The following is a 19,566-nucleotide window of genomic DNA, read 5'->3' on the forward strand; positions in this document are numbered from 1 at the left end:
TCTTCCCGGACGCACCATCTGCCCGCTGCATTGCCGGCAGTTCCGCCAGGCAATGCAACGATGAGGCAGGCTCGACGCAAAAACCACCTCAGGCGATCAAGCCTCAAGCGGCTTGTTCGACGTGCGCATGCCGCGTGTACAGGAAGTCGATGACCTCCTTGCGCGCCGAGATGTAGCGCGGGTCTTCGGCCAGCTCGACGCGAACGCGCGGGCGAGGAATGTCAACGCTTAGGATCTCGCCGATGGTCGCGGCCGGGCCGTTGGTCATCATGACGATGCGGTCCGACAGCAGCACGGCTTCGTCGACATCATGCGTGACCATGACCACCGTGCTCTGCGTGCGAGCGACGATCTTCAGCAGCTCGTCCTGCAGCTTGGCGCGCGTCAGCGCGTCCAGTGCGCCGAAGGGCTCGTCCATCAGCAGGACCTTGGGCTCCATGGCCAGCGCGCGGGCGATGCCGACGCGCTGCTTCATGCCGCCCGAGACCTCGTGCGGCCGCTTGTGCAGCGCATGGCTCATGCCCACCAGCTCCAGCGCGGCGCGGGCGCGCACCTTCAACTGGGCCTGGCTCTCCTTGCCGCCGAAGACCGACTCGACGGCCAGCAGCACGTTGTCCAGACAGGACAGCCACGGCAGCAGCGAATGGTTCTGGAACACCACCGCGCGCTCCGGGCCAGGCGCGGCGATCTCGCGGCCGTCGCACAGCAGCACGCCCGAGGTGGCCTTCAGCAGGCCGGCAATCAGATTCAGCAGCGTGGACTTGCCGCAGCCGGAGTGGCCGATCAGCGTGATGAACTCGCCGCGCTGCACGTCCAGGCTGACGTTCTGCAGTGCATGGAAACGGCCCTTGCGGGTGGTGAACACCATCTCGGCGTCTTGCACTTGAATGAAGGGTTTCATGGCATCAGTCCTCGAAGGTGAAGTGCTTGGCCAGCGTCATCAGGAACCATTCGAGCAGCAGCCCGACGGTGCCGATGACGAAGATGGCGATGATGATGTGGGCGACGTTGAGGTTGTTCCACTCGTCCCAGACCCAGAAACCGATGCCGACGCCGCCGGTCAGCATTTCGGCTGCGACGATGACCAGCCAGGCCGTGCCCACCGACAGGCGCACGCCGGTCAGCACATAGGGCAGCACCGCCGGCAGCAGGATGCGCGTGATGACCTTCCACTCGCTGAGCTTGAGCACGCGGGCGACGTTCAGATAGTCCGCCGGCACGCGCTGCACACCGACAGCGGTGTTGACGACCATGGGCCAGATCGAGCAGATGAAGATGGTCCAGATCGCGGCCGGGTTGGCACTCTTGAAGACCAGCAGGCCGATGGGCAGCCAGGCCAGCGGCGACACCGGCTTGAGCAGCGCGATCAGCGGCGACACCATGCGGTTGGCGAACTCGAAGCGGCCGATGATGAAGCCCAGCGGAATGCCCACCAGCGCCGCCAGGCCGAAGCCCATGCCGACGCGTCCCAGCGAGTTCAGGATGTTCCAGCCAATGCCCTGGTCGTTCGGGCCGTTGCTGTAGAACGGATCGGAGAACAGCGTCACGGCCGCGTCGAAGGTGGCGGCGGGCGTCGGGAAGCTGCCGCCCTTCATCGTCGCGATGCCCCACAGGCCGATCAGCAAGGCCATGCCCAGCACGGGTGGCAGCACGCGCAGTGCCAGTGCGCGCCAGTCGTAGGGCGTGCGCTTGGGCGCGGCCTTGGGCTCTGCCGCAGCAGCCGCCGGGCGGCTGGTGGCGGCGGGCGCGGTGGAGGCGGCAGCGGCGGCCGCGGAGGCGTCGCCGGGGGAGTGGAAGACTGCGGAGACCATGATTAAGCCTTGATCTTGAAACCGTCGGCGTACTTCGCCGGGTCCTTGCCATCCCAGACAACGCCGTCGATCAGCTTGCTGGTGCGGAAGTCACTCTTGGGGATGCTGACGCCCAGGGCGCTGGCAGCCTGCTTGTAGAGCGCGATCTGGTTGATCTGCTTGGCCACGCCCAGGTAGTCGGGGTGAGCCTTGAGCAGGCCCCAGCGCTTGTGCTGGGTCAGGAACCACATGCCGTCGGACAGGTACGGGTAGTTGACCGTGCCGTCGTTGAAGAACTTCATGTGGTTGGGGTCGTCCCAGGTCTTGCCCAGGCCGTTCTGGTAGCGGCCCAGGATGCGCTGGTTGATCGCGTCGACGCCGGTGTTGATGTAGGACTTCTGCGCCACCGTCTCGGCCATCTTCAGCTTGTTGGACAGGCTGGCGTCGATCCAGCGGCTGGCCTCCAGCACGGCCATGATGACGGCGCGCGCGGTGTTGGGGTACTTCTTGACGAAGTCGGCCGTCGTGCCCAGCACCTTCTCGGGATGGTCCTTCCAGAGGTCTTGCGTCGTGTTGGCGGTGATGCCGATGCCGTCCATGATGGCGCGGTGGTTCCAGGGCTCGCCGACGCAGAAGCCGTCCATGTTGCCCACGCGCATGTTGGCCACCATCTGCGGCGGCGGCACGGTGATGAGCTTGGCGCCCGACACCGGGTTGATGCCCGCAGCGGCCAGCCAGTAGTGCATCCACATCGCGTGGGTGCCGGTGGGGAAGGTGCCGGCGAAGGTGTATTCGCGCGGGTTGGCGGCCATCACCTTGGCCAGCGAGGGGCCGTCAACGGCGCCCTTGTCGGCCAGCGCCTTGGACAGCGTGAAGGCCTGACCGTTGTGGTTCAGGTTCATCAGCACGGCCATGTCCTTCTTGGGGCCGGCGGTGCCCAGATGGACGCCGTAGACGAGGCCGTAGAGCACGTGCGCCATGTCCAGCTCACCGCTGACCAGCTTGTCGCGCACGCCGGCCCAGGAGGCTTCCTTGGTGGGGATGATCTTGATGCCGTACTTCTTGTCGAAGCCGAGCACGGCGGCCATGACGACGGAGGCGCAGTCGGTCAGCGGGATGAAGCCGATCTTGACTTCCTCCTTCTCGGGCTTGTCCGAACCCTGCGCCCAGGCGCCACCGGCCAGGCCGGCAAGAGGGAGGGCGGCAGCGGCGGCCAGCAGGCTGCGGCGTTGCGGGTGGGGCGTGGCGGTCGAGTTATCGAAGGCGGTCATCACAAGCTCCTGGGTCATGCAGGGTGCAACGGCGGCCACGCTCTCGCCCACGCAGCGGGACGCGAAGACGAATAGGGGAGGTCGGACGTCGTTGTCCCGAAGTGCCAACCGATGCAAAGCCGGTTGGCCCGAGAGACCTGCGCCATTGCAGGTCTCAGTCCTCATTGAGCAGGTTGCGTGCCAGCTTTTCTACGGGTTTGCCACGTGAGATTTGCACGCGGCTGGCGCACGGCTGCCGCTGCACCGGGCGGTTTGCGTCGCACCGGTGCGTGCCCTGGCAGTGCTTGTTGGTGCGCGGCGCCCCAAGCCGGCGAGCGGTGCCTAGCGGTGGCGCAGCAGTTGATCGGCGTCGATGAGCCGCGCGGCCACGCTGGCCATCGTCTGGCCGCCGGTCATCGCCAGCTGGCGCAGGCGCTGGAAGGCAGCTTCTTCGTCCAGGCCTTGCTCGCGCATCAGGATGCCGCGTGCGCGCTCGACGAGCTTGCGCTCGGCCAGCTGGGTCTGCGTCTGCCGCAGGTCCATCTGCAGCGCCTGGTCGTGCTCGAAGCGCGCCAGCGCCAGCTGCAACAGCGCGCCCAGCCGCTGCGGCGGCAGGCCGGCGAGCTGCAGTGCACTGGCGCCGGCGCGCAGCGCGGCGCGCATCTGCTCGGGCGTCATCTGCTCGGCCACCATCAGCACCGGGCGCGGGCGCTGCAGCTGCGCCACGGCCAGCTGGGCGAGCATTTCGGGCGTGGGCTGCTCGCAGTCGATCAGCAGCAGCTCGGGCGCCATGCGCTGCAGCGCGCTGCCGAGCGCGTGGGGCTCGGCGACGAGGTCGAGCACATCGACGAGCTGACAGCGCAGCCGGATCAGCTCAAGGCGGATGACGGGGCTGCGCCGCTGCCCGGCGTCCGCCAGCAGCACGCGCAGGCCGGCCAACGGGAATGCGGGCGTGTCCATGCCCCGGCCTAGTGCAAGTTGCGTGCCGTGGTGTGCGCAGGCAGGCCAGGCGGGTGCGGCACCAGGCCGGTGCCGCCACGTGGTGCACGCACGCCGACGAAGCGTGGCAGACCTACTTCGGCGCGACGAAGCCGGCCGCGCGGTAGGCCGCAGCGATGGTGGCCTTGCCCACGCGCGGCTCCATCGCCTTGTGCACGGGCATCAGCGCCTGCTTCCACGCGTTCAGCTCGGCCGGCGTCGGCGTGTGGAGGGTCACGCGGCCGCTGGCGCGGATGCTGGCCAGCGCGGCGTCGTTCTCGGTGCTGGCGATCGCGTTGGCATAGGCCGTCGCCTCCTTGAGCGCGGCTTCGAGCTGGCCGCGGATGTCGCCGGGCAGGCCGTCCCAGAACTTCTTGTTGACGATGACCGCATAGGCCAGGTGGCCGTGGTTGGACAGCGTCATGTGCTTCTGCACCTCGTGGATCTTCTGCGTGTAGAGGTTGCTCGGCACATTCTCGGTGCCGTCGACGACGCCGGCCTGCAGCGCCGGGTAGAGCTCGCTGAAGGCCATGACCTGCGGGAAGGCGCCCAGGGCGCGCATCTGCGCGTCCAGCACCTTGCTGGATTGGATGCGCATCCTCAGGCCCTTGAAGTCCGCCACGCTGTGCAGCGGCCGGTTGGCGCTCATGATCTGGAAGCCGTTGTCCCAATAGGCCAGGCCCTTGATGCCCTTGGGCTCCAGCTTCCTGAACAGCTCCTCGCCCATGGCCCCGTCGGTGATGGCGCGAAAGGCCTCGGTGTCCTTGAACAAAAAGGGCAGGTCGAAGACCTCGAACTCCTTGACCCCCAGCGGGCCGAACTTGGCCAGCGACGGTGCCAGCATCTGCACGCTGCCCAGCTGCAGCGCCTCCATCTCTTCCTTGTCCTTGTAGAGCCGGCTGTTGGGATGCACCTCGACCTTGACGCGGCCGCCGGTCTTGGCCTCGGCCAGCTCCTTGAAGCGCTGCGCGGCTTTGCCCTTGGGCGTGTCGGGCGTCACGACGTGGCTGAACTTGATGATGATGGGGGCCTGGGCGGAGGCGAGCACCGGCAGGGCAAGGGCGGCGGCGAGGACGAGACGGCGCGACGACATGGGGCAGGCCCGGAGGTGGGTATGCCGGCATTCTGAGCGGCCTGCACGGGGCGGCGATGTGGAGTTCCACATGTCGCCCGCTGGCCGGCCTCCGTAGACTGAGCCCAATGCCTTTCCGCGACGCCCTGACCCGCAGCCTCTGGCTGGCCCCGCTCGCCCTGTCCCTGGCCTTCGTGCTGGGCGTGCTGGCCTGGGTGCGCGCCAACGAGGCCGACGAGCAGGAGCTGCAGCACCAGACGCTGATCTCCGACGCCCTCAGCACCGAGGCGCAGCTGCGCGGCAGCATCGACGAGGAGCGCGCCCACCTGCGCCAGCTGGCCGCCGGCCTGGCCGGCCGCGTGCCCAGCGAGGCGACGCTGGCCGCCCACCCGGAGGTCAACGACGGGCTGCGCCGGCTGTGGCTGTCCGTCACCTGGTTGGACGGGCGCAATCGCGTGCTCGCCGAGGTGCCGGCCGGGTCGGCGGCCACGCGCTACGAGGACGGCCTGTCGCTGCACCTGACCGCCCCGGTCGCGCCGGACGGCGTGCTGGTGGTGCGCTATGCCCCGGCGCTGCTGCTCAAGCGCGGCGTGCCCTGGTGGCTGGCGCGCAAGTACGACGTGCAGCTGGTGGACAGCGCCGACCAGGTCATCGCCTCCACCACCGACTCGCCGCTGCGCGCCGCGCCGGGCGGGCCTAGCTACCGTGTCGCGCTGACCGGCCCGCTGCGGGCCAGCCCGCTGGCCGAGTCCATGCTGACCGACGCGGCGCTGGAGCTGACGCTGCGCGACGCCAGCGTGCACGGCGTGGGGCCGCTGGCCTGGGTGCTGGCGGCGGGCTTCCTGCCCTTGATCGCGGCGGCGAGCTGGCTGATCCGTCGCCAGATGCGCCATGTGCAGCGCGCCGAAAGTGCCTGGCGCACCGAGGCCGCCTGGCGCCGCGCGATGGAGGACTCGGCGCTGGTGGCGCTGCGCGCGCGCGACTTCGACGGCCGGCTGCTCTACGTCAATCGCACCTTCTGCGACATGGTCGGCCTGCCGGCTGAAGCGCTTGTCGGCCTGCTGCCGCCCATGCCCTACTGGCCGCCCGACGCGCTGGACGAGCTGACCGAGCGCAACCGCCGCAACCTCGCCGGCCAGGCGCCGCGCGAGGGCTTCGAGGCGCGCTGGCAGCACGCCTCGGGCCGTGCGGTGGACGTGGTGGTGTTCGAGTCGCCGCTGGTGGACGCGGCAGGCCGGCAGATCGGCTGGATGGGCTCCATCGTCGACGTCACCGAGCGCAAGCGCCTGGAGGAGCGCGAGCGCCGCGAGGTCGAGACGCTGGCCCACAACGCGCGGCTGACCATGCTGGGCGAGGTGGCCTCCACGCTGGCCCACGAGCTGAACCAGCCGCTCACGGCCATCGCCAGCTACAACGCCGGCATCACCAACTCGCTGGCCAAGCTGGGCGTGCAGGACGAGCTGGTGCTCGGCGCGCTGCAACGCCTGGGCCAGCAGGCCCAGCACGCCGGCCGCATCGTCGCGCGCATCCGCGAGTTCCTGACGCGCCGCGAGCCGCGCCACGAGCGCTGCGACCTCAACGAAGTCATCAGCGCGGCGCTGGACCTGCTGCGGCGCGACCTGCAGCGCCGCGGCATCACGCTGGACCTGCACCTCGCTGCCAGCGTGCCGGCCGTGCTGGCCGACGCCGTGCTGATCGAGCAGGTCGTCATCAACCTGGTGCGCAATGCGGCCGATGCCTTGCAGGCCAACAACGAGTCGGGCGCGCGCATCGCCGTCAGCAGCCATGTGGCCGGCGACTTCGTGCGCGTGGACGTGCGCGACAACGGCCCCGGCCTGCAGGGTCGCCGCGTCGAGCAGCTGTGCGCGCCCTTCTATTCCACCAAGGCCGAGGGCATGGGCATGGGCCTGGCGATCTGCCGCTCCATCATCGAGGCCCACCAGGGCGTGCTCGACGCCGACGAGGCGACGGGTGGCGGCGCGCTGTTCTCATTCAGCCTGCCCTTGAGTCGCGAACTGACCCCGGAGGCCGCGCATGACTGAGGTGAAAGTCAAAGGCAACCACAGAGGCACAGATACACAGAGGCAACACGGAGAAGACCTCTCTCTGTGCCTCTGTGCCTCTGTGGTTGCATTTCCGCATTCGCTTCATCTGGTGCGGATGGTCACCGATGTCATGGAGACCTGACATGTCCGAAGGCACCGTCCACCTCGTCGACGACGACCCCGGCGTGCGCGACGCGCTGGCCTTCCTGCTGCGCTCGCGCGGCCTGGACGTGCGCGCCTTCGCCAGCGGCCCGGCGCTGCTGGAGGCGCTGGCGCTGGAGCGGCGCCCGCCCCGGGGCATCTTTCTGCTCGACGTGCGCATGGAGCCCATGAGCGGCACGCGCCTGCACGACGAACTACTCGCGCGCGAGTTGAAGAACCCGGTGCTCTTCCTGACCGGCCATGGCGACATCCCCATGGTCGTCGAGGCGTTGAAGAAAGGCGCCTTCGATTTCCTGGAGAAGCCCTACAGCGACAACGCGCTGGCCGACCGCATCGCCCAGGCGCTGGCTGTGGACGCCGCCATGCAGGCCGAAGGCGCGCAGGCCGCGGAGCGCACGGCCCGGCTGGCCAGCCTGACCGAACGCGAGCACGAGGTCATGGCCCGCGTGGCCGCCGGCAAGCTCAACAAGGTCATCGCCGACGAACTGCACGTGTCCGTGCGCACCGTGGAGGTCCATCGCGCGCGCGTGTTCGCCAAGCTGGGCGTGCGCTCGGCGGCCGAGGTTGCCACGCTGCTGGCCGCGCGCTGAGCCAGGCGCAGCGTCCGCCCTTCAGGCGCCAACGCGAGGCATCACCTCCCAAAAGCGGCGCAGCGCAGCCCAGTCATGGGGCGGGTTTACCAGTATTCCGGCCTATTTGGCCTGGCATGGGGTTTGCACTAGTGGAAATACCGAAGCAACCGGCTTCGGAGCCCTTTAGGAGTACCCCCACCATGACCACCTGGACGAATCTGCGACCGATCACCCTCTCGGCCGCTCTGCTCGCAACCCTCACGCTCACCGCGCCCGCGAGTGCCCAGGAACCCACCGTGCCTGCCGCATCGACCCGGTCCATGCTTCGCCTCGCCCAGGGCGAGTACCTGCTGGACGACGGCCGCACGCTCAAGGTCCACGTCGGCAGCAGCCGGCTGGCCGTTGCGCTGGACGAGAGCCCCCTGGAGGCCTGGAAGGCCGAGAACAACGAGTTGCTCGTCAGCCCCGACGGCATGCGCCGTGTGCGCCTGTACCGCAGTGCCGACGGCAGCGTCGACCGCATCGCGCTGGAGACCGACCGGGTGCGTTGATCTGAGAAGTTAGCCCGGCTGCACCCGCTCGATCAGCGGTGCGGTCGGTCGTCCCCCGCGGCGGCGCGCAACCCGCGTTCGCCACCCACCTGAGAAACGACCGCCCGGCCTGCGCCTCATGCAGCGCTGGCGGCGTTTCATACGTGCCATGACGTGAGTCGCCCGGCTGGCTGCGGCCAGCCGGGCAGCCGCACCTAGAGTGCGGCCCATGGACACACCCAACCCCCTCGCCCACGGCAACCGCTTCCAGCGGCGCTACTACCGCTGGGCGCTGCCGTACTACGAGCGCTTCGGGCGCGAGGACCCGCTGCTGCGCGAGCGCGTCGAGCTGGCGGACATCTACCTCTATTCGCGTCAGGGCCTGGGCGCCTGGGCCGGCTGGCTGCTGTGCCTGCTGGGCGGCGCCGCCTGGTTGCACGGCAATGGCATGGGCCTGGGCAAGGCCCTCGCTGCAGCCACGACGATCATGCTGGGCTTGAGCATCGCGCTGCTGGGCGCCTGGCTGAAGCCGCATCAGAAGCCCCGCCGTGTCGTCGGTGGCTTCATGGGCGGCATGGCCGCCGGCATCGTCGCGATGTTGCTGGGTGTGAGCGTCGGCCGCGCGCTCAGTGGCAAGAGCCTGGACCTGGGCAGCGCACTGACGGCGCTGCAGGCGTCCGCCGCCACGTTGATCCCGCTGGGCCTGAGCTTTGCGCTGCTGCTGATCGGCGTGGCGCGGGCCGGCCGTCTGGCTCGCGAACGCCAGCTGGCCCGGCTGCAACTTGTCGCCGAGCGCGACGCCGCCGCACGCACCGCCGCCGAGGCCGACCTGCGGCTGCTGCAGGCGCAAATCCACCCACATTTTGTCTTCAACACGCTGGCCACACTGCAGCACTGGGTGGACCGCCGCGACGAACGCGCCGGCCCGCTGCTGCGCGAGCTGACCGGCTTCCTGCGCCGCAGCACCGAACTGCTGGGCCGCCCCGTCGTGCCGCTGGCCGACGAGGTACAGGCCGTGCGCCACTACCTCGCCATCCTGACCGCGCGGCTGGACGGCCGCGTGCAGGGCGAGGTCCACATCGCGCGCAACCTGGAGGCTGAGCTGCTGCCGCCGGGCCTGCTGCTGACCCTGGTGGAGAACGCCGTGGAGCACGGCCTGGAGCCCAAGATCGGCGGCGGCCTCCTGACGCTGGCAGCGTGTCGCGAGCCCGACGGCCGCTGGTGGCTGCGCGTCGACGACGACGGCCTGGGCCTGGCCGACGATGCCGAGGACGACGTGGGCCTGGCCAACCTGCGCCAGCGGCTGAGGCACCATTTCGGCGAGCGCGCGCGCTTCACGCTGCAGCGCCGCACCGAGGGCGGCACCCGCGCCGAGATATTCATCACCCCGGAACCCGCATGACCCGACTGCTGATCGCCGACGACGAACCCGCGCCCCGCGAGCAACTGGCCGATGCGCTGGCCCTGGCCTGGCCCGAGGCGCGCATCGTCGCCAGCGCCGAGCATGGCGCCGACGCCTGGGATCAGTGGCTGGCCCACGAGCCCGACGTGTGCTTCCTCGACATCCGCATGCCCGGCCTGTCGGGCATCGACGTGGCCCGCCGCATCGCCGGCCGCTGCCCGGTGGTGTTCGTCACCGCGCATGGCGACCATGCGCTGCAGGCGTTTGATGCCGGCGCGGTGGACTACCTCGTCAAGCCGCTGGACGTGGACCGGCTCGCGCAAACGGTGGCGCGGCTGAAGCAAACGCTGCAGCGGCCGGCGCCTGACGCCGGGGCTGTGCAGCAACTGCTGGCCCAGCTCGCCGGCCAGCAGCGCCGCCCGGCCTGGCCCGACACGCTGCAGGCCGGCGTGGGCAAGGAGGTGCGGCTGATCCGTGTCGAGGACGTGATCTATTGCGAGTCCGACAGCCGCTACACCCGCGTCGTCTACAGCGACGCCGGCAAGCAGTGCGAGGCCTTGCTGCGCACGGCGCTGAAGGACTTGCTGGCCCAGCTGGACCCGGCGCGCTTCCAGCAGGTGCACCGCTCCGTCGTCGTCGCCAGCGCGCAGATCGCCAGCGCGCTGCGCGACGACGAGGGCGGCATGCTGCTGCGCCTGCGCGGCTCGCCGGACACGCTGACCGTGTCGCGGCCGTTTCAGGGGCTGTTCAAGGGGCAGTGATCTCCCACCTCATGCGGGCGGGTCATGCCCCGCCGTTTGAGGGCGTGCTCGAAGCCGGCGTTCGACAGGGATGCGGGAAGGAACGGCGGGGCGCGACCCGCCCTACCCACTCAATACATATCCACCGCATCCACCGCAAACCCCGCGCTCAGGAAACCCGCACTGCCACTCCCCGACGCCGCATTGATCGTCACGGTATTCGTGCCCGCCACAAACGCGCTGGCCGGCACGCTGTACGTGAACGTCGTGTTGTTGCCCCGGTAGGTGCCGAGGGTCAGCGAGCGCGAGTTGGGCTGCGTCGACGGGCTGGGCACGGCGCTCGTCCAGCCGTTCACCGTGATCTGCGGCCGAGCGTTGGCATACGCCGCCGTGATGCCGATGCGCACCGTGCGCGCGGCCAGTTGCGCGCTGGTGAGGTTGAAGGTGATCTTGGTGCCGTCGTTCTTGTCCTTCCAGATCGCGCCCGGGAACTTGTTCGTCGCGCTGCCCACGGCGTAGGTGACCGGGCCCCACGACGGGTTGCGCGTGTCCTGCGGGTGGCGCACGGTGAAGGTCTGGCCGTTGAGGAACTCCAGCGGCGTGCCGTCCCAGTTGCCGACGCGCCAGAGCACCGCCCGCTGCGACGGGTCGGCCGTGATGGCGCGCGTGTTCAGCGTCGTCGTGCCGCCGCTGGCCACCGACACCTGCTCGGCGAACACGCCCAGCTCGCCCTTGTAGACCGTCATCGTGTAGGTGCCGGGCTTCATGTTGGCCACCGTGACAGCGCCGCTGCCGGACGCCGTGCCCCAGTGCTGCGCCGTGCCGTTGGCAAAGCCCACCGTGTAGGCATAAGCCGTGTCCATGCCCGTCAAACCGTTGAGCACCACCTTGCCGCGCCCGCTGACCCAGCCCTGCAGGCCGAGGCCGGACATCCAGCTCATGTCCGGTGCGGCCGGCGTGGCGCCGGTTGTAAAGACAAGTGCGTAGGGTCCGTGCAGGCCCATGCGGAAGGCCTCGGTCTGGTTGTGGCCCGAGTTCATGTAGTTGTAGAGCTCGGTGTCGGCGCCGCTCTGGTTCTGGATGTCGCGGAAGAACGGCCCGCCCGAGGCCGACTCGCGGTTGCCGTAGACCATGAACACGCCCACGCCGCTGCCCGTCACACCGCGCACACCCATGTCCTTGGCGCGCTGGTTGCCGTAGTACTTGGAGCGCGTGGTGCCATCACTCATGCCGAAGATGTCGGCGCTCTCGATGGCGCCGGTGTTGCCGCGCAGGTTGGACTCGACCGGCACGCCGGTGAACACGCTGCCGTTCAGCCGCGTGATCCAGCGCAGCTCACCCACCGCCGGCTCGGCGGTGACATGGGTGGCCATGTAGATGGTGTTCTCGTTGCGGCGCACGACGAGGTAGTGTTTCAGCGTAGCCGCGGTGATGGTGATGACGGCCGTGGTGCCGGACGGCGAGAACGCGTAGGTGGCCGGTGCGCCCAGGCCCGAGCTGATGTGGGAGAACTTGGTCTGGCCCTGCAGCTCCGCGCCGTTGTTGAGCTTGATGGACGTGATGTCGCCGCTGCTCTTGTTGACCTTGAACACCAGGCCGGCGCCGCTGTCGACGGTGAGCACGCCGCTGGCGTCGGTGATGCCCCAGGCGGCCAGCGCCGCAGTGGAAGAGAAGGTACAGGCGGCCGCAGCCAAGCCGAGCGCCGCAAGGCGCCCGTGCGAAACGAAGTTCATCGGTTGTCTCCAGTCGTTGTGGTCCGCCTGCTGGCATCCATGCCGCTGCGGTGCCGCGCAGTCTAGGAAGCGATGCAAGCCGCCGTACTCAGGCGCGCTACCGAGAAACGGCATTCACTCAACCGATTGATTGCTTACGGACAGGCGCTGACGGGAGGCGGCACGGGCGGCGGCGGGATATCGCTGCGGCCCAGTTGCTGGGCCAGATCGGCGCCCTGCTGCCAGGCGGCAGGCGTGTCGCTGCGCGTGAGCAGCAGCGTCGCCGCATGGGCGCAGGCCGCGCCGATGGGATGCGTCGGTCCGTAGTGGCCGCAGGCGTTGGCCAGGCTGATGGACGGTGCGGGCGACGCGGCCCAGGGCTGGTCGCGCAGCGGCTGCAGCAGCGCCTCGCGCTGGGCCGGCAGCAGCGCTGGTGGCAAGGCCCGGCCGACACGCTCGCCCAGCGCCAGCGGCTGCTCGCGCCAGTAGCGCGCGGCCGCGAGGCCCTGCCAGGCCTCGTCCATCGCAGCCGGGTGCTCGTCCAGCCAGGCCAGCCAGTGCACGGCGTTGTCGGGCTCCAGGCGCAGGCGCTCCTGCAGCAGCTCGCGGCGGCAGGCGGGCGTGGCGCAGGCGCTGGCCGCCCAGCGCAAGGCCTGCGCGTCCTGCGAGCGCAGCGCAGCCAGCCGCACCTGCTCCGCCCAGGCCGCGTCGTCGGTGGGGGGCCTTTGCATCAGCAGCGCCAGCACCGCGTCGCCGCCCGAGCCGCTGGCCAGCATGGCCACCGCGCGCTGCAGGGCCATGGCCTGGTCGTGCGGGCTGAGCGCGGGCACGGGCGGGCACTGCTCGGCACGCGCGGCTACCGGCATCGCGACAGAGGCCGCAGCCTGCGCGGGGGCTGGGGCGGCAAGCGCCGCAGCCTCGGCCACGACGGGCACCGCAGTTGGCTCATCCTCCGGCCAGGCCAGCCAGACCGCGGCAACACCCGCCCCCACAAGGGCGAGCACCAGGAGCAGGCGTCGGGTCGGCATGGGGCGCTATTGAAACGCAAGCGCGCGCCGCCAGATCTCCCCACAAGCCCCAGGCCCGTTCAAGCTCGTAGACAATCGCGCTCATCATGAAGATCAACCACACGACCCAAGCCCGCCTCAACACCTGAGACGCCCTTCGACCGTGTTCGGAAGGCGCCCCGCCTTCCGGTCCAACAAAACCCCGGCAGGCTCGCACCTCCCGGGGTTTTGTTTTTCCTGAGTTCAATCATGTTCAACCGCACCTTCGACAAGCTGATCGCCACGATTCCCGAGCGCCGGAGCGCGGCTTTGTCGCGTCTGCGCTTCGGCGTCCTGCCTTTGCGCTAGCCCCCAGCGATTCCGCTTGGGGCTGGCAACTGCTACCCCACTCAGGAATCGCCATGAACTCGAACACCACCTTCCGCAACCTGCGCAACATCGGCGTCATCGCCCACGTCGACGCGGGCAAGACCACGACCACCGAACGCATCCTGTTCTACACGGGCGAGAACCATCGCATCGGCGAAGTGCACGACGGCGCCACGACGATGGACTTCGACCCGCAGGAACGCGCACGCGGCATCACCATCCACAGCGCGGCCACGACCGTGCATTGGCAGGGCACGCAGATCAACCTGATCGACACGCCCGGACACATCGACTTCAACCTCGAGGTGCGCCGCTCGCTGCGCGTGCTGGACGGTGCCGTCGTCGTCTTCGACGGCGTGGCCGGCGTGGAACCGCAGACCGAGACCAACTGGCACCTCGCGGACGAGTACCGCGTGCCGCGCATCGCCTTCGTCAACAAGCTGGACCGCGTCGGCGCGGACTTCCAGCGCGTCGTCGCGTCCCTCGAAGAACGGCTCGGCGTGCGCGCGCTGCCGCTACAGCTGCCCATCGGCGCGGAAGGCGACTTCCGTGGCGTGGTGGACCTGTTGACGATGCAAGCCCTCGTCTGGGATCGCGACGACGCCTCTTCGCCGCCGCGTATGGACGCCATCCCGCCCGCGTTGCTGCCCGCCGCCGTGGCCGCCCGTGCGCGCCTGGTGGAAGCCGCTGCCGAGCAGGACGACGCGCTGCTGGACGCCTGGCTGCGCGGCGACGCGCTGCCCGTTGACAACCTGCGTGCGGCGCTGCGACGCGGCACGATCGCAGGCGCCTTCGTGCCCGTGCTGGCCGGCTCGGCCTTCCGCAACCGCGGCGTGGAGCCGCTGCTGGACGCAGTCGTTTCGTATCTGCCCGCACCTGGCGAAGCGGCAGGTGCGCTGGATACACACGGCCCGCTGTCTGCCCTCGCCTTCAAGCTGACCGCCGACGACCACGGCGCGATGGTGTTCGTGCGCGTCTACAGCGGCCGGCTCAAACGAGGCGACACGGTGTTCAACGCCAGCACGGGCAAGCCCGAGCGCGTGTCGCGCCTGTACGAGATCCATGCGGACCAGCGCGTCGAACGCGACGAACTCGTCGCGGGCGACATCGCGGGCGTCGTCGGCCTGAAGGACGTGCTGACCGGCCACACGCTGGCGTCCACCAAGGAAGCGGCGGTGCTGGAAAGCATCGCCGTGCCCGAGGCCGTCATCGACGTCGCCATCGAGCCGCGCAAGCAGGCCGATGCTGCGGCCCTCGCGAAGGGCCTGGGTGTGCTCGTCCGTGAAGACCCGTCGCTGCGGCTGCGCCAGGACGCCGACTCGGGCCAGACGCTGCTGTCTGGCATGGGCGAGCTGCAGCTGGAAGTGGCGGTGGAGAAGCTGCGTTCGCGCTTCGGCGTGGACGTGGCCACGGGCCGCCCGCAGGTCGCCTACCGCGAGACCATCACGGCCACGGCCGAGGTGCGCCATGTGCACAAGAAGCAGAGCGGCGGCCCCGGCCAGTTCGCCGAGCTGACGCTGCGCATCGCGCCGCTGCCGCGCGGTGACGGTTTCCGGTTCGACAGCCAGGTGATGGGCGGCGCGATCCCGCGCGAGTTCATCCCGGCGGTCGAGGCGGGCATCAGCAAGGCGGCGCAGGCGGGCCCGTTCGCGGGCCACCCACTGGTGGACTTCGAGGCCCAGCTGCTCGACGGCAGCGCCCACGTGCGCGACTCGTCGGCGCTGGCCTTCGAGCTGGCGGCGGCGGCGGCGCTGCGCGAAGCGGTGCTGAAGTCGTCACCCGTCGTGCTGGAGCCCGTCATGGCCGTCGAGGTCATCACGCCGGCCGAATCGCTGGGCGACGTCATCGGCGACCTGCTGCGCCGACGCGGCCAGGTGCAAGGCCAGGACGCACGCGGCAACGCGGTCGTCGTGACGGCGCATGTGCCGCTGGAGCGGATGTTTGGCTACATCGGCAATCTGCGCGCGCTCAGCTCGGGGCGGGCGCAGTTCACGATGCAGCTGAGCCACTACGACCAGGCGCCGGCCCGCATGGTGCTAGCGGCCTGATTGAACGGTGGGGCGCGTCGGCCAGCACGGTCGACCGCCCCATCACCGTTGGCGCACCGCAACGCGCCACGGCCGACGCGCTTGCGCGCTGGCGTCGGCACACGCATCATTCGCGCCCTTGCTGAAGGCGCCCACGACAGCGCCCGCAAATCGGAGATCCCTGCTATGTCCTCCCTGTTCATTTCGACGATCGACTGAACACGGTTCCCAGCCCCGGCTGAACCGTGTCTGTTCACAGATACGGCCTCAGACCGCGCGGCGTGCAAAGCCCCGGACACAAGAGCCGGGGCTTTTGCTTTTCGGAAACCGAATGAGTGCACAACTCCGTTCCCGCGCCTTGCAAGAAGGCCGGGTCAAGGCCCTGCGCCGCATGAAACAGCCGATGACGCTGGTGCTCGAAACGAGCTCCAGTGCGCGCGACCCCGTCGCTCGCGCACTGGCCCAGCGTGGCTTGCGTGGCGCAGGCGAACACATCCAAAGCCGCGGCGCCCAGCGCCGTGCCGACCGCATGGCGCTGCAGGCGCTGATGCGAAGAAAGGACTGGGATGAATGATCCCCAACACATGCGCGAGCAGCTGGCGCAGAGAAACCAGCAGTTGCAAGCCATCGCCGCCCAGCTCAAGACGGAGCTGCTTGGCATCGACGCCATCATCGACCGCGTGGTGGATTCGGTGCGCGCCTGGTACGTGCTGCCCGGGCTCGTCTCGCGGCCCGTCATCGTCTGTCTGTGGGGACTGACCGGCACCGGCAAGACCCAGCTCGTGCGCCGCCTCGCGCAGCTGCTGGGCTTCTACGACCGTTTCGTCGAAGTGCAGATGGACGGCTTCTCCAACGGCGCGAGCTGGCGCGGCGCGCAGAGCATCTCGGGCATGCTCGCGCAATCTGGCATGCGCGAGGGCGAGCCGGGCATCCTGGCGCTGGACGAGTTCCAGCGCTTTCGCACCATCGACGGCAAGCGCAGCGAGTTGCGCGTGGAGCGCTACCAGGACGTCTGGGCGCTGCTCTCCGACGGCCGCCTGCCGCCGGCGCTCTCGCTGCTGGGCGACATCGAGTCGTCCATTGCCGAGGCGGCCTTCGATGCCGAGCGCGCCGACGCCGACGATGCCAAGCTGCGTTTCAAGCTCACCAGTTGGGACGCGAAGGAGTTGCGGCGCACGCTGAAGCTCGACGTACCGCTGCTGGAGATCATGGCCTGGACGCCCGAGCAGATTCAGGCCCGCCTGCAGGCCTTCCGCGAGAGTGGGCAACAGCAGTGGGACACCGACTACAGCCGGCTGCTCGTCTTCGTCTGCGGCAACCTCGACGAGATGTACGAAGACCTCGCCACCAGCGTGGATGACTGCGACAGCGATGCCGACACCTTCCACGCGCTGACGGGCAAGCTGAGCGTCATCGACGTCAAGCAGGCGCTCAACAAGCGCTTCAAGCCCGAGCAGGTGGCGCGGCTGGGCAACGAGCATGTGATCTACCCCTCGCTGTCGCGCCGCGCCTATGAGCAGTTGATCGAGCAGGGCTGCGCGCGCTATGCCCGCGAGACCGGGGAGCGCTGCGGCCTGCGCTTCGAGCTGGCGGCCAGCGTGCGCGAGCAGATCTACGCCAATGCCGTGTTCCCCGCCCAGGGCACGCGGCCGCTGTTCTCGTCGCTGCATGCCATCCTCGGCGCCGGTCTGGCCAAGGCCGCGCTATGGGCGCTGGAGCGCGGCGCGATGGCGGGCGACGGCGTCGGCCTCACGGCCGATGGCCGCAGCCTGATCGCGCACTGGCGCGGCCAGTCGCACGCCATCGCCGCGCCGTTCGAGATCAGCCGCCTGCGCCAGCGCAGCAATGCCGACTTCCGCGCGCTGCTGGCCGTGCACGAAGCCGGGCATGGCCTCGTGCATGCGCTGCTGTTCGGCCGCGCGCCGACCGAGATCAAGATCCACGTGGCCAGCTTCGAAGGCGGCTACAACGCCTACACCTCGCGCAAGGTCTGGTCGCGCCAGAACCTGCTGGACTCCACGTGCACCAGCCTCGCCGGGCGCGCTGCGGAGCTGCTGGTGTTCGGGCCGGCCATGAGTTCCAGCGGCGCCGAAAGCGACTTGCGCAAGGCCACCGAGACGGTGGCCCGCATGCTGCGCCATCTTGGCCACGGTGAGCGCATCGGCCGCAGTGACGTGTCCGTCAACAGCGACGACAACCTCTGCACCGACGTGGACGACAGCAACGCACCCATCGAGGCCTTGCTCCAGGCCGAGCACGCCCGCGCCACGCGGCTGCTGGAAACGAACCGCGGCGCGCTGATGGCGCTGGTGGACGAGTTGATGGAGCACGGGCAGGTCACGCCGGCGCGATTCGCGGCGGTGGCCGGGCTGCCGGCAGGCAGCCTCGGCAAGCCCGAGGATGAGCTGGACCCCTATGCGCAGCGATGGGCGGCGTTCAAGCTGGAGGGGCGCGAGCGGCTGCGAGCGTAGCGGGCGCGCAAGACACCCTGGGTGCTCTCGCTCTACCGCACGGTCAACGCCGTCCCGGCACGGAAGGCGCCCAGCGCCGCATCCCAGGCCTGGGCCTTCGCCGTGTCGTCCGCATTGGCGGGGCGCACGCTGTAGCGCACGTCGCCCGCCAGTGACGCGGCGCCGTCCGGCAGCGCCAGCAGCACGTCGTAGGCACCCGCCGGCGTGCCCACCGGCACAGTGAACCCGGCCGACACGGTGCTGGAGCCGTGGGGCAGCCAGGCCCGCGGGTCGACCGCCGGCAGCGCGATGCGCACGACGGCGCCGCTGGTCTTGTGCTTGAGCAGCAGCTGCACCGCGCGCGGGTTGAAGGCGCGCGCCCAGCCGCTGTTCTTCACGGTCAGCAGCAGTTCGCCCGACTGCCCGGCGGTGACCGCCGCGGTGTGCCGCAACGTGGCCAGCTCAAAGCGGTAGCCAAGGCTGCGCCTGACCTCAGCCATGCAGCCCTGCTGCTCCCACTTGGTGTGGAAGATCTTGCGGTAGTAGCTGTTGTTCAGGTAGGTCAGGCCGAACTGCCGACCCTCGGCCAGGATGTCGGCGCAGCTGGTGCGCGGCATCGGGTTCTGCTCGTCGGCCGGGTTGCAGGTCTCCGCGCCGAAGGGCGTCACGCGAGACAGCGCGGCGACGTAGTTGCGCTCGGTCTGGCGCGTCGTCGCGTTGTCGCTGTAGGTGCCGACGTCGGTGGCCGAGGCCAGGAAGCAGTCGTTGTGCGTGCCGATGCGAGAGGCCGCCGAACCGTCTCGCCAACCCGGCACGTGCGGCGCCCATTGCATCAAGTAGGGCGGGTAGCGCAGCTGCAGGAAGCGGTCAGGCGGCAGCGCCTGCAGCAGCGCATCGCGGATGCGGGTGCGGGGCCCTGCGGCCGTCAGGTCGTTGGACGAGGTATGCCATTCGCCCCAGGCGCCGATGAAGCCGGCCTGCAGGTAGGCGATGACGTCGGCGTTGGCCGCCAGCACGGGCTTGAGCTGGTCGATATGGCCGAGCACGCGGGCCAACGGCGCATCCTTGGCGTCCCGGTACTCGGTCTCGCCCCGCGGGTAGTTGTAGAGGAAGCGCGGGATCAGTTTCAGACCGGCGCTGCGCGCGGTCGCGAAGGCCTCCGAGAGCCGTGCGAGCAGGTCGGCGGGCAGCGCGGCGTTGGCATGTGCGTCGAGGCGCACCGGCGCGTAGACGATGCGGTAGCCGGCCTGGAACTGCGCGTCGGCTGCCGCCTGCGTCCACTGCAGCAGGTCGTCCGCTGCCCAGACGTACATGCCGCGCTCGGGGTTGGCGAGCTCGGCAGCGCTGGTGGTGAAGGTCGTCTCCACCCACGGCGCAGCGGCGGCGTTGACAGGGGCGCCGGCAAGCAGCAGCGAGGCGATACCGCAGGCCAGCCCCGCCAGGGGAGATGTGCGAGGCAC

At 69.7% G+C, this 19,566-nt stretch carries 16 protein-coding genes; 8 read left to right on the forward strand and 8 right to left on the reverse strand.

Features of this window, described 5'->3' with window-relative positions; translation table 11 throughout:
* Nucleotides 1-103: 103 nt before the first annotated feature.
* The 5 genes from ACG00Y_RS27715 to ACG00Y_RS27735 form a co-directional block, all read right to left on the reverse strand.
* Nucleotides 104-901 (reverse strand): ABC transporter ATP-binding protein, encoded by a 798-nt coding sequence (locus ACG00Y_RS27715; protein WP_394484704.1) that lies wholly within the window; start codon nucleotides 899-901, stop codon nucleotides 104-106.
* 4 nt (nucleotides 902-905) lie between these two features.
* Nucleotides 906-1,811, reverse strand: a complete 906-nt coding sequence (gene ntrB / locus ACG00Y_RS27720) for a nitrate ABC transporter permease (RefSeq protein WP_394484706.1) — start codon at nucleotides 1,809-1,811, stop codon at nucleotides 906-908.
* A gap of 2 nt (nucleotides 1,812-1,813) precedes the next feature.
* Nucleotides 1,814-3,061, reverse strand: coding sequence for a CmpA/NrtA family ABC transporter substrate-binding protein (locus ACG00Y_RS27725; RefSeq protein ID WP_394484708.1), 1,248 nt, complete (start codon nucleotides 3,059-3,061; stop codon nucleotides 1,814-1,816).
* A gap of 321 nt (nucleotides 3,062-3,382) precedes the next feature.
* Entirely contained in the window at nucleotides 3,383-4,000 is a 618-nt protein-coding gene (locus ACG00Y_RS27730) for an ANTAR domain-containing response regulator (protein WP_394484710.1), read from the reverse strand.
* Nucleotides 4,001-4,112: 112 nt separating this feature from the next.
* A complete protein-coding gene (locus tag ACG00Y_RS27735) occupies nucleotides 4,113-5,111 on the reverse strand; it encodes a TRAP transporter substrate-binding protein (RefSeq protein ID WP_394484711.1) in 999 nt (332 codons plus the stop codon).
* Between the two features lie 107 nt (nucleotides 5,112-5,218).
* On the opposite strand from ACG00Y_RS27735, the gene ACG00Y_RS27740 reads away from it, so the two are divergent.
* The 5 genes from ACG00Y_RS27740 to ACG00Y_RS27760 all read left to right on the forward strand — a co-directional run bounded on the left by ACG00Y_RS27740 (nucleotide 5,219) and on the right by ACG00Y_RS27760 (nucleotide 10,562).
* Entirely contained in the window at nucleotides 5,219-7,132 is a 1,914-nt protein-coding gene (locus tag ACG00Y_RS27740; RefSeq protein ID WP_394484713.1) for a sensor histidine kinase, read from the forward strand.
* A 146-nt stretch (nucleotides 7,133-7,278) separates the two neighbouring features.
* The gene (locus ACG00Y_RS27745; RefSeq protein ID WP_394484715.1) at nucleotides 7,279-7,887 is read left to right on the forward strand and encodes a response regulator transcription factor; all 609 of its coding nucleotides are present in this window, start codon (nucleotides 7,279-7,281) and stop codon (nucleotides 7,885-7,887) included.
* A gap of 182 nt (nucleotides 7,888-8,069) precedes the next feature.
* Nucleotides 8,070-8,420, forward strand: a complete 351-nt coding sequence (locus ACG00Y_RS27750; protein WP_394484717.1) for a hypothetical protein — start codon at nucleotides 8,070-8,072, stop codon at nucleotides 8,418-8,420.
* A 208-nt stretch (nucleotides 8,421-8,628) separates the two neighbouring features.
* Entirely contained in the window at nucleotides 8,629-9,801 is a 1,173-nt protein-coding gene (locus ACG00Y_RS27755) for a sensor histidine kinase (protein WP_394484719.1), read from the forward strand.
* A complete protein-coding gene (locus ACG00Y_RS27760; protein ID WP_394484721.1) occupies nucleotides 9,798-10,562 on the forward strand; it encodes a LytR/AlgR family response regulator transcription factor in 765 nt (254 codons plus the stop codon). Before ACG00Y_RS27755 ends, ACG00Y_RS27760 begins: the two co-directional genes overlap by 4 nt.
* A gap of 110 nt (nucleotides 10,563-10,672) precedes the next feature.
* Here the strand turns inward: ACG00Y_RS27760 and ACG00Y_RS27765 are convergent, their stop codons facing one another.
* Both ACG00Y_RS27765 and ACG00Y_RS27770 read right to left on the reverse strand, forming a co-directional pair.
* The gene (locus tag ACG00Y_RS27765) at nucleotides 10,673-12,274 is read right to left on the reverse strand and encodes a rhamnogalacturonan lyase B N-terminal domain-containing protein (protein ID WP_394484723.1); all 1,602 of its coding nucleotides are present in this window, start codon (nucleotides 12,272-12,274) and stop codon (nucleotides 10,673-10,675) included.
* A 134-nt stretch (nucleotides 12,275-12,408) separates the two neighbouring features.
* The gene (locus ACG00Y_RS27770) at nucleotides 12,409-13,281 is read right to left on the reverse strand and encodes a hypothetical protein (protein ID WP_394484725.1); all 873 of its coding nucleotides are present in this window, start codon (nucleotides 13,279-13,281) and stop codon (nucleotides 12,409-12,411) included.
* Nucleotides 13,282-13,661: 380 nt separating this feature from the next.
* On the opposite strand from ACG00Y_RS27770, the gene fusA reads away from it, so the two are divergent.
* The 3 genes from fusA (at nucleotide 13,662) to ACG00Y_RS27785 (ending at nucleotide 18,127) form a co-directional block, all read left to right on the forward strand.
* Entirely contained in the window at nucleotides 13,662-15,677 is a 2,016-nt protein-coding gene (gene fusA / locus ACG00Y_RS27775; protein ID WP_394484727.1) for an elongation factor G, read from the forward strand.
* 310 nt (nucleotides 15,678-15,987) lie between these two features.
* Entirely contained in the window at nucleotides 15,988-16,230 is a 243-nt protein-coding gene (locus ACG00Y_RS27780; protein ID WP_394484729.1) for a hypothetical protein, read from the forward strand.
* On the forward strand, nucleotides 16,223-18,127 hold the full coding sequence (locus tag ACG00Y_RS27785) for an AAA family ATPase (RefSeq protein ID WP_394484731.1): 1,905 nt from the start codon (nucleotides 16,223-16,225) through the stop codon (nucleotides 18,125-18,127). The genes ACG00Y_RS27780 and ACG00Y_RS27785 overlap by 8 nt, the downstream gene beginning before the upstream one ends.
* A gap of 32 nt (nucleotides 18,128-18,159) precedes the next feature.
* On the opposite strand, the gene ACG00Y_RS27790 is transcribed toward ACG00Y_RS27785, so the two are convergent.
* Nucleotides 18,160-19,566: a DUF4832 domain-containing protein gene (locus ACG00Y_RS27790; RefSeq protein ID WP_394484734.1), complete on the reverse strand. Its 1,407-nt coding sequence runs from the start codon at nucleotides 19,564-19,566 to the stop codon at nucleotides 18,160-18,162.

Source organism: Pelomonas parva (assembly GCF_043555835.1).
Lineage (GTDB): Bacteria > Pseudomonadota > Gammaproteobacteria > Burkholderiales > Burkholderiaceae_C > Pelomonas > Pelomonas parva.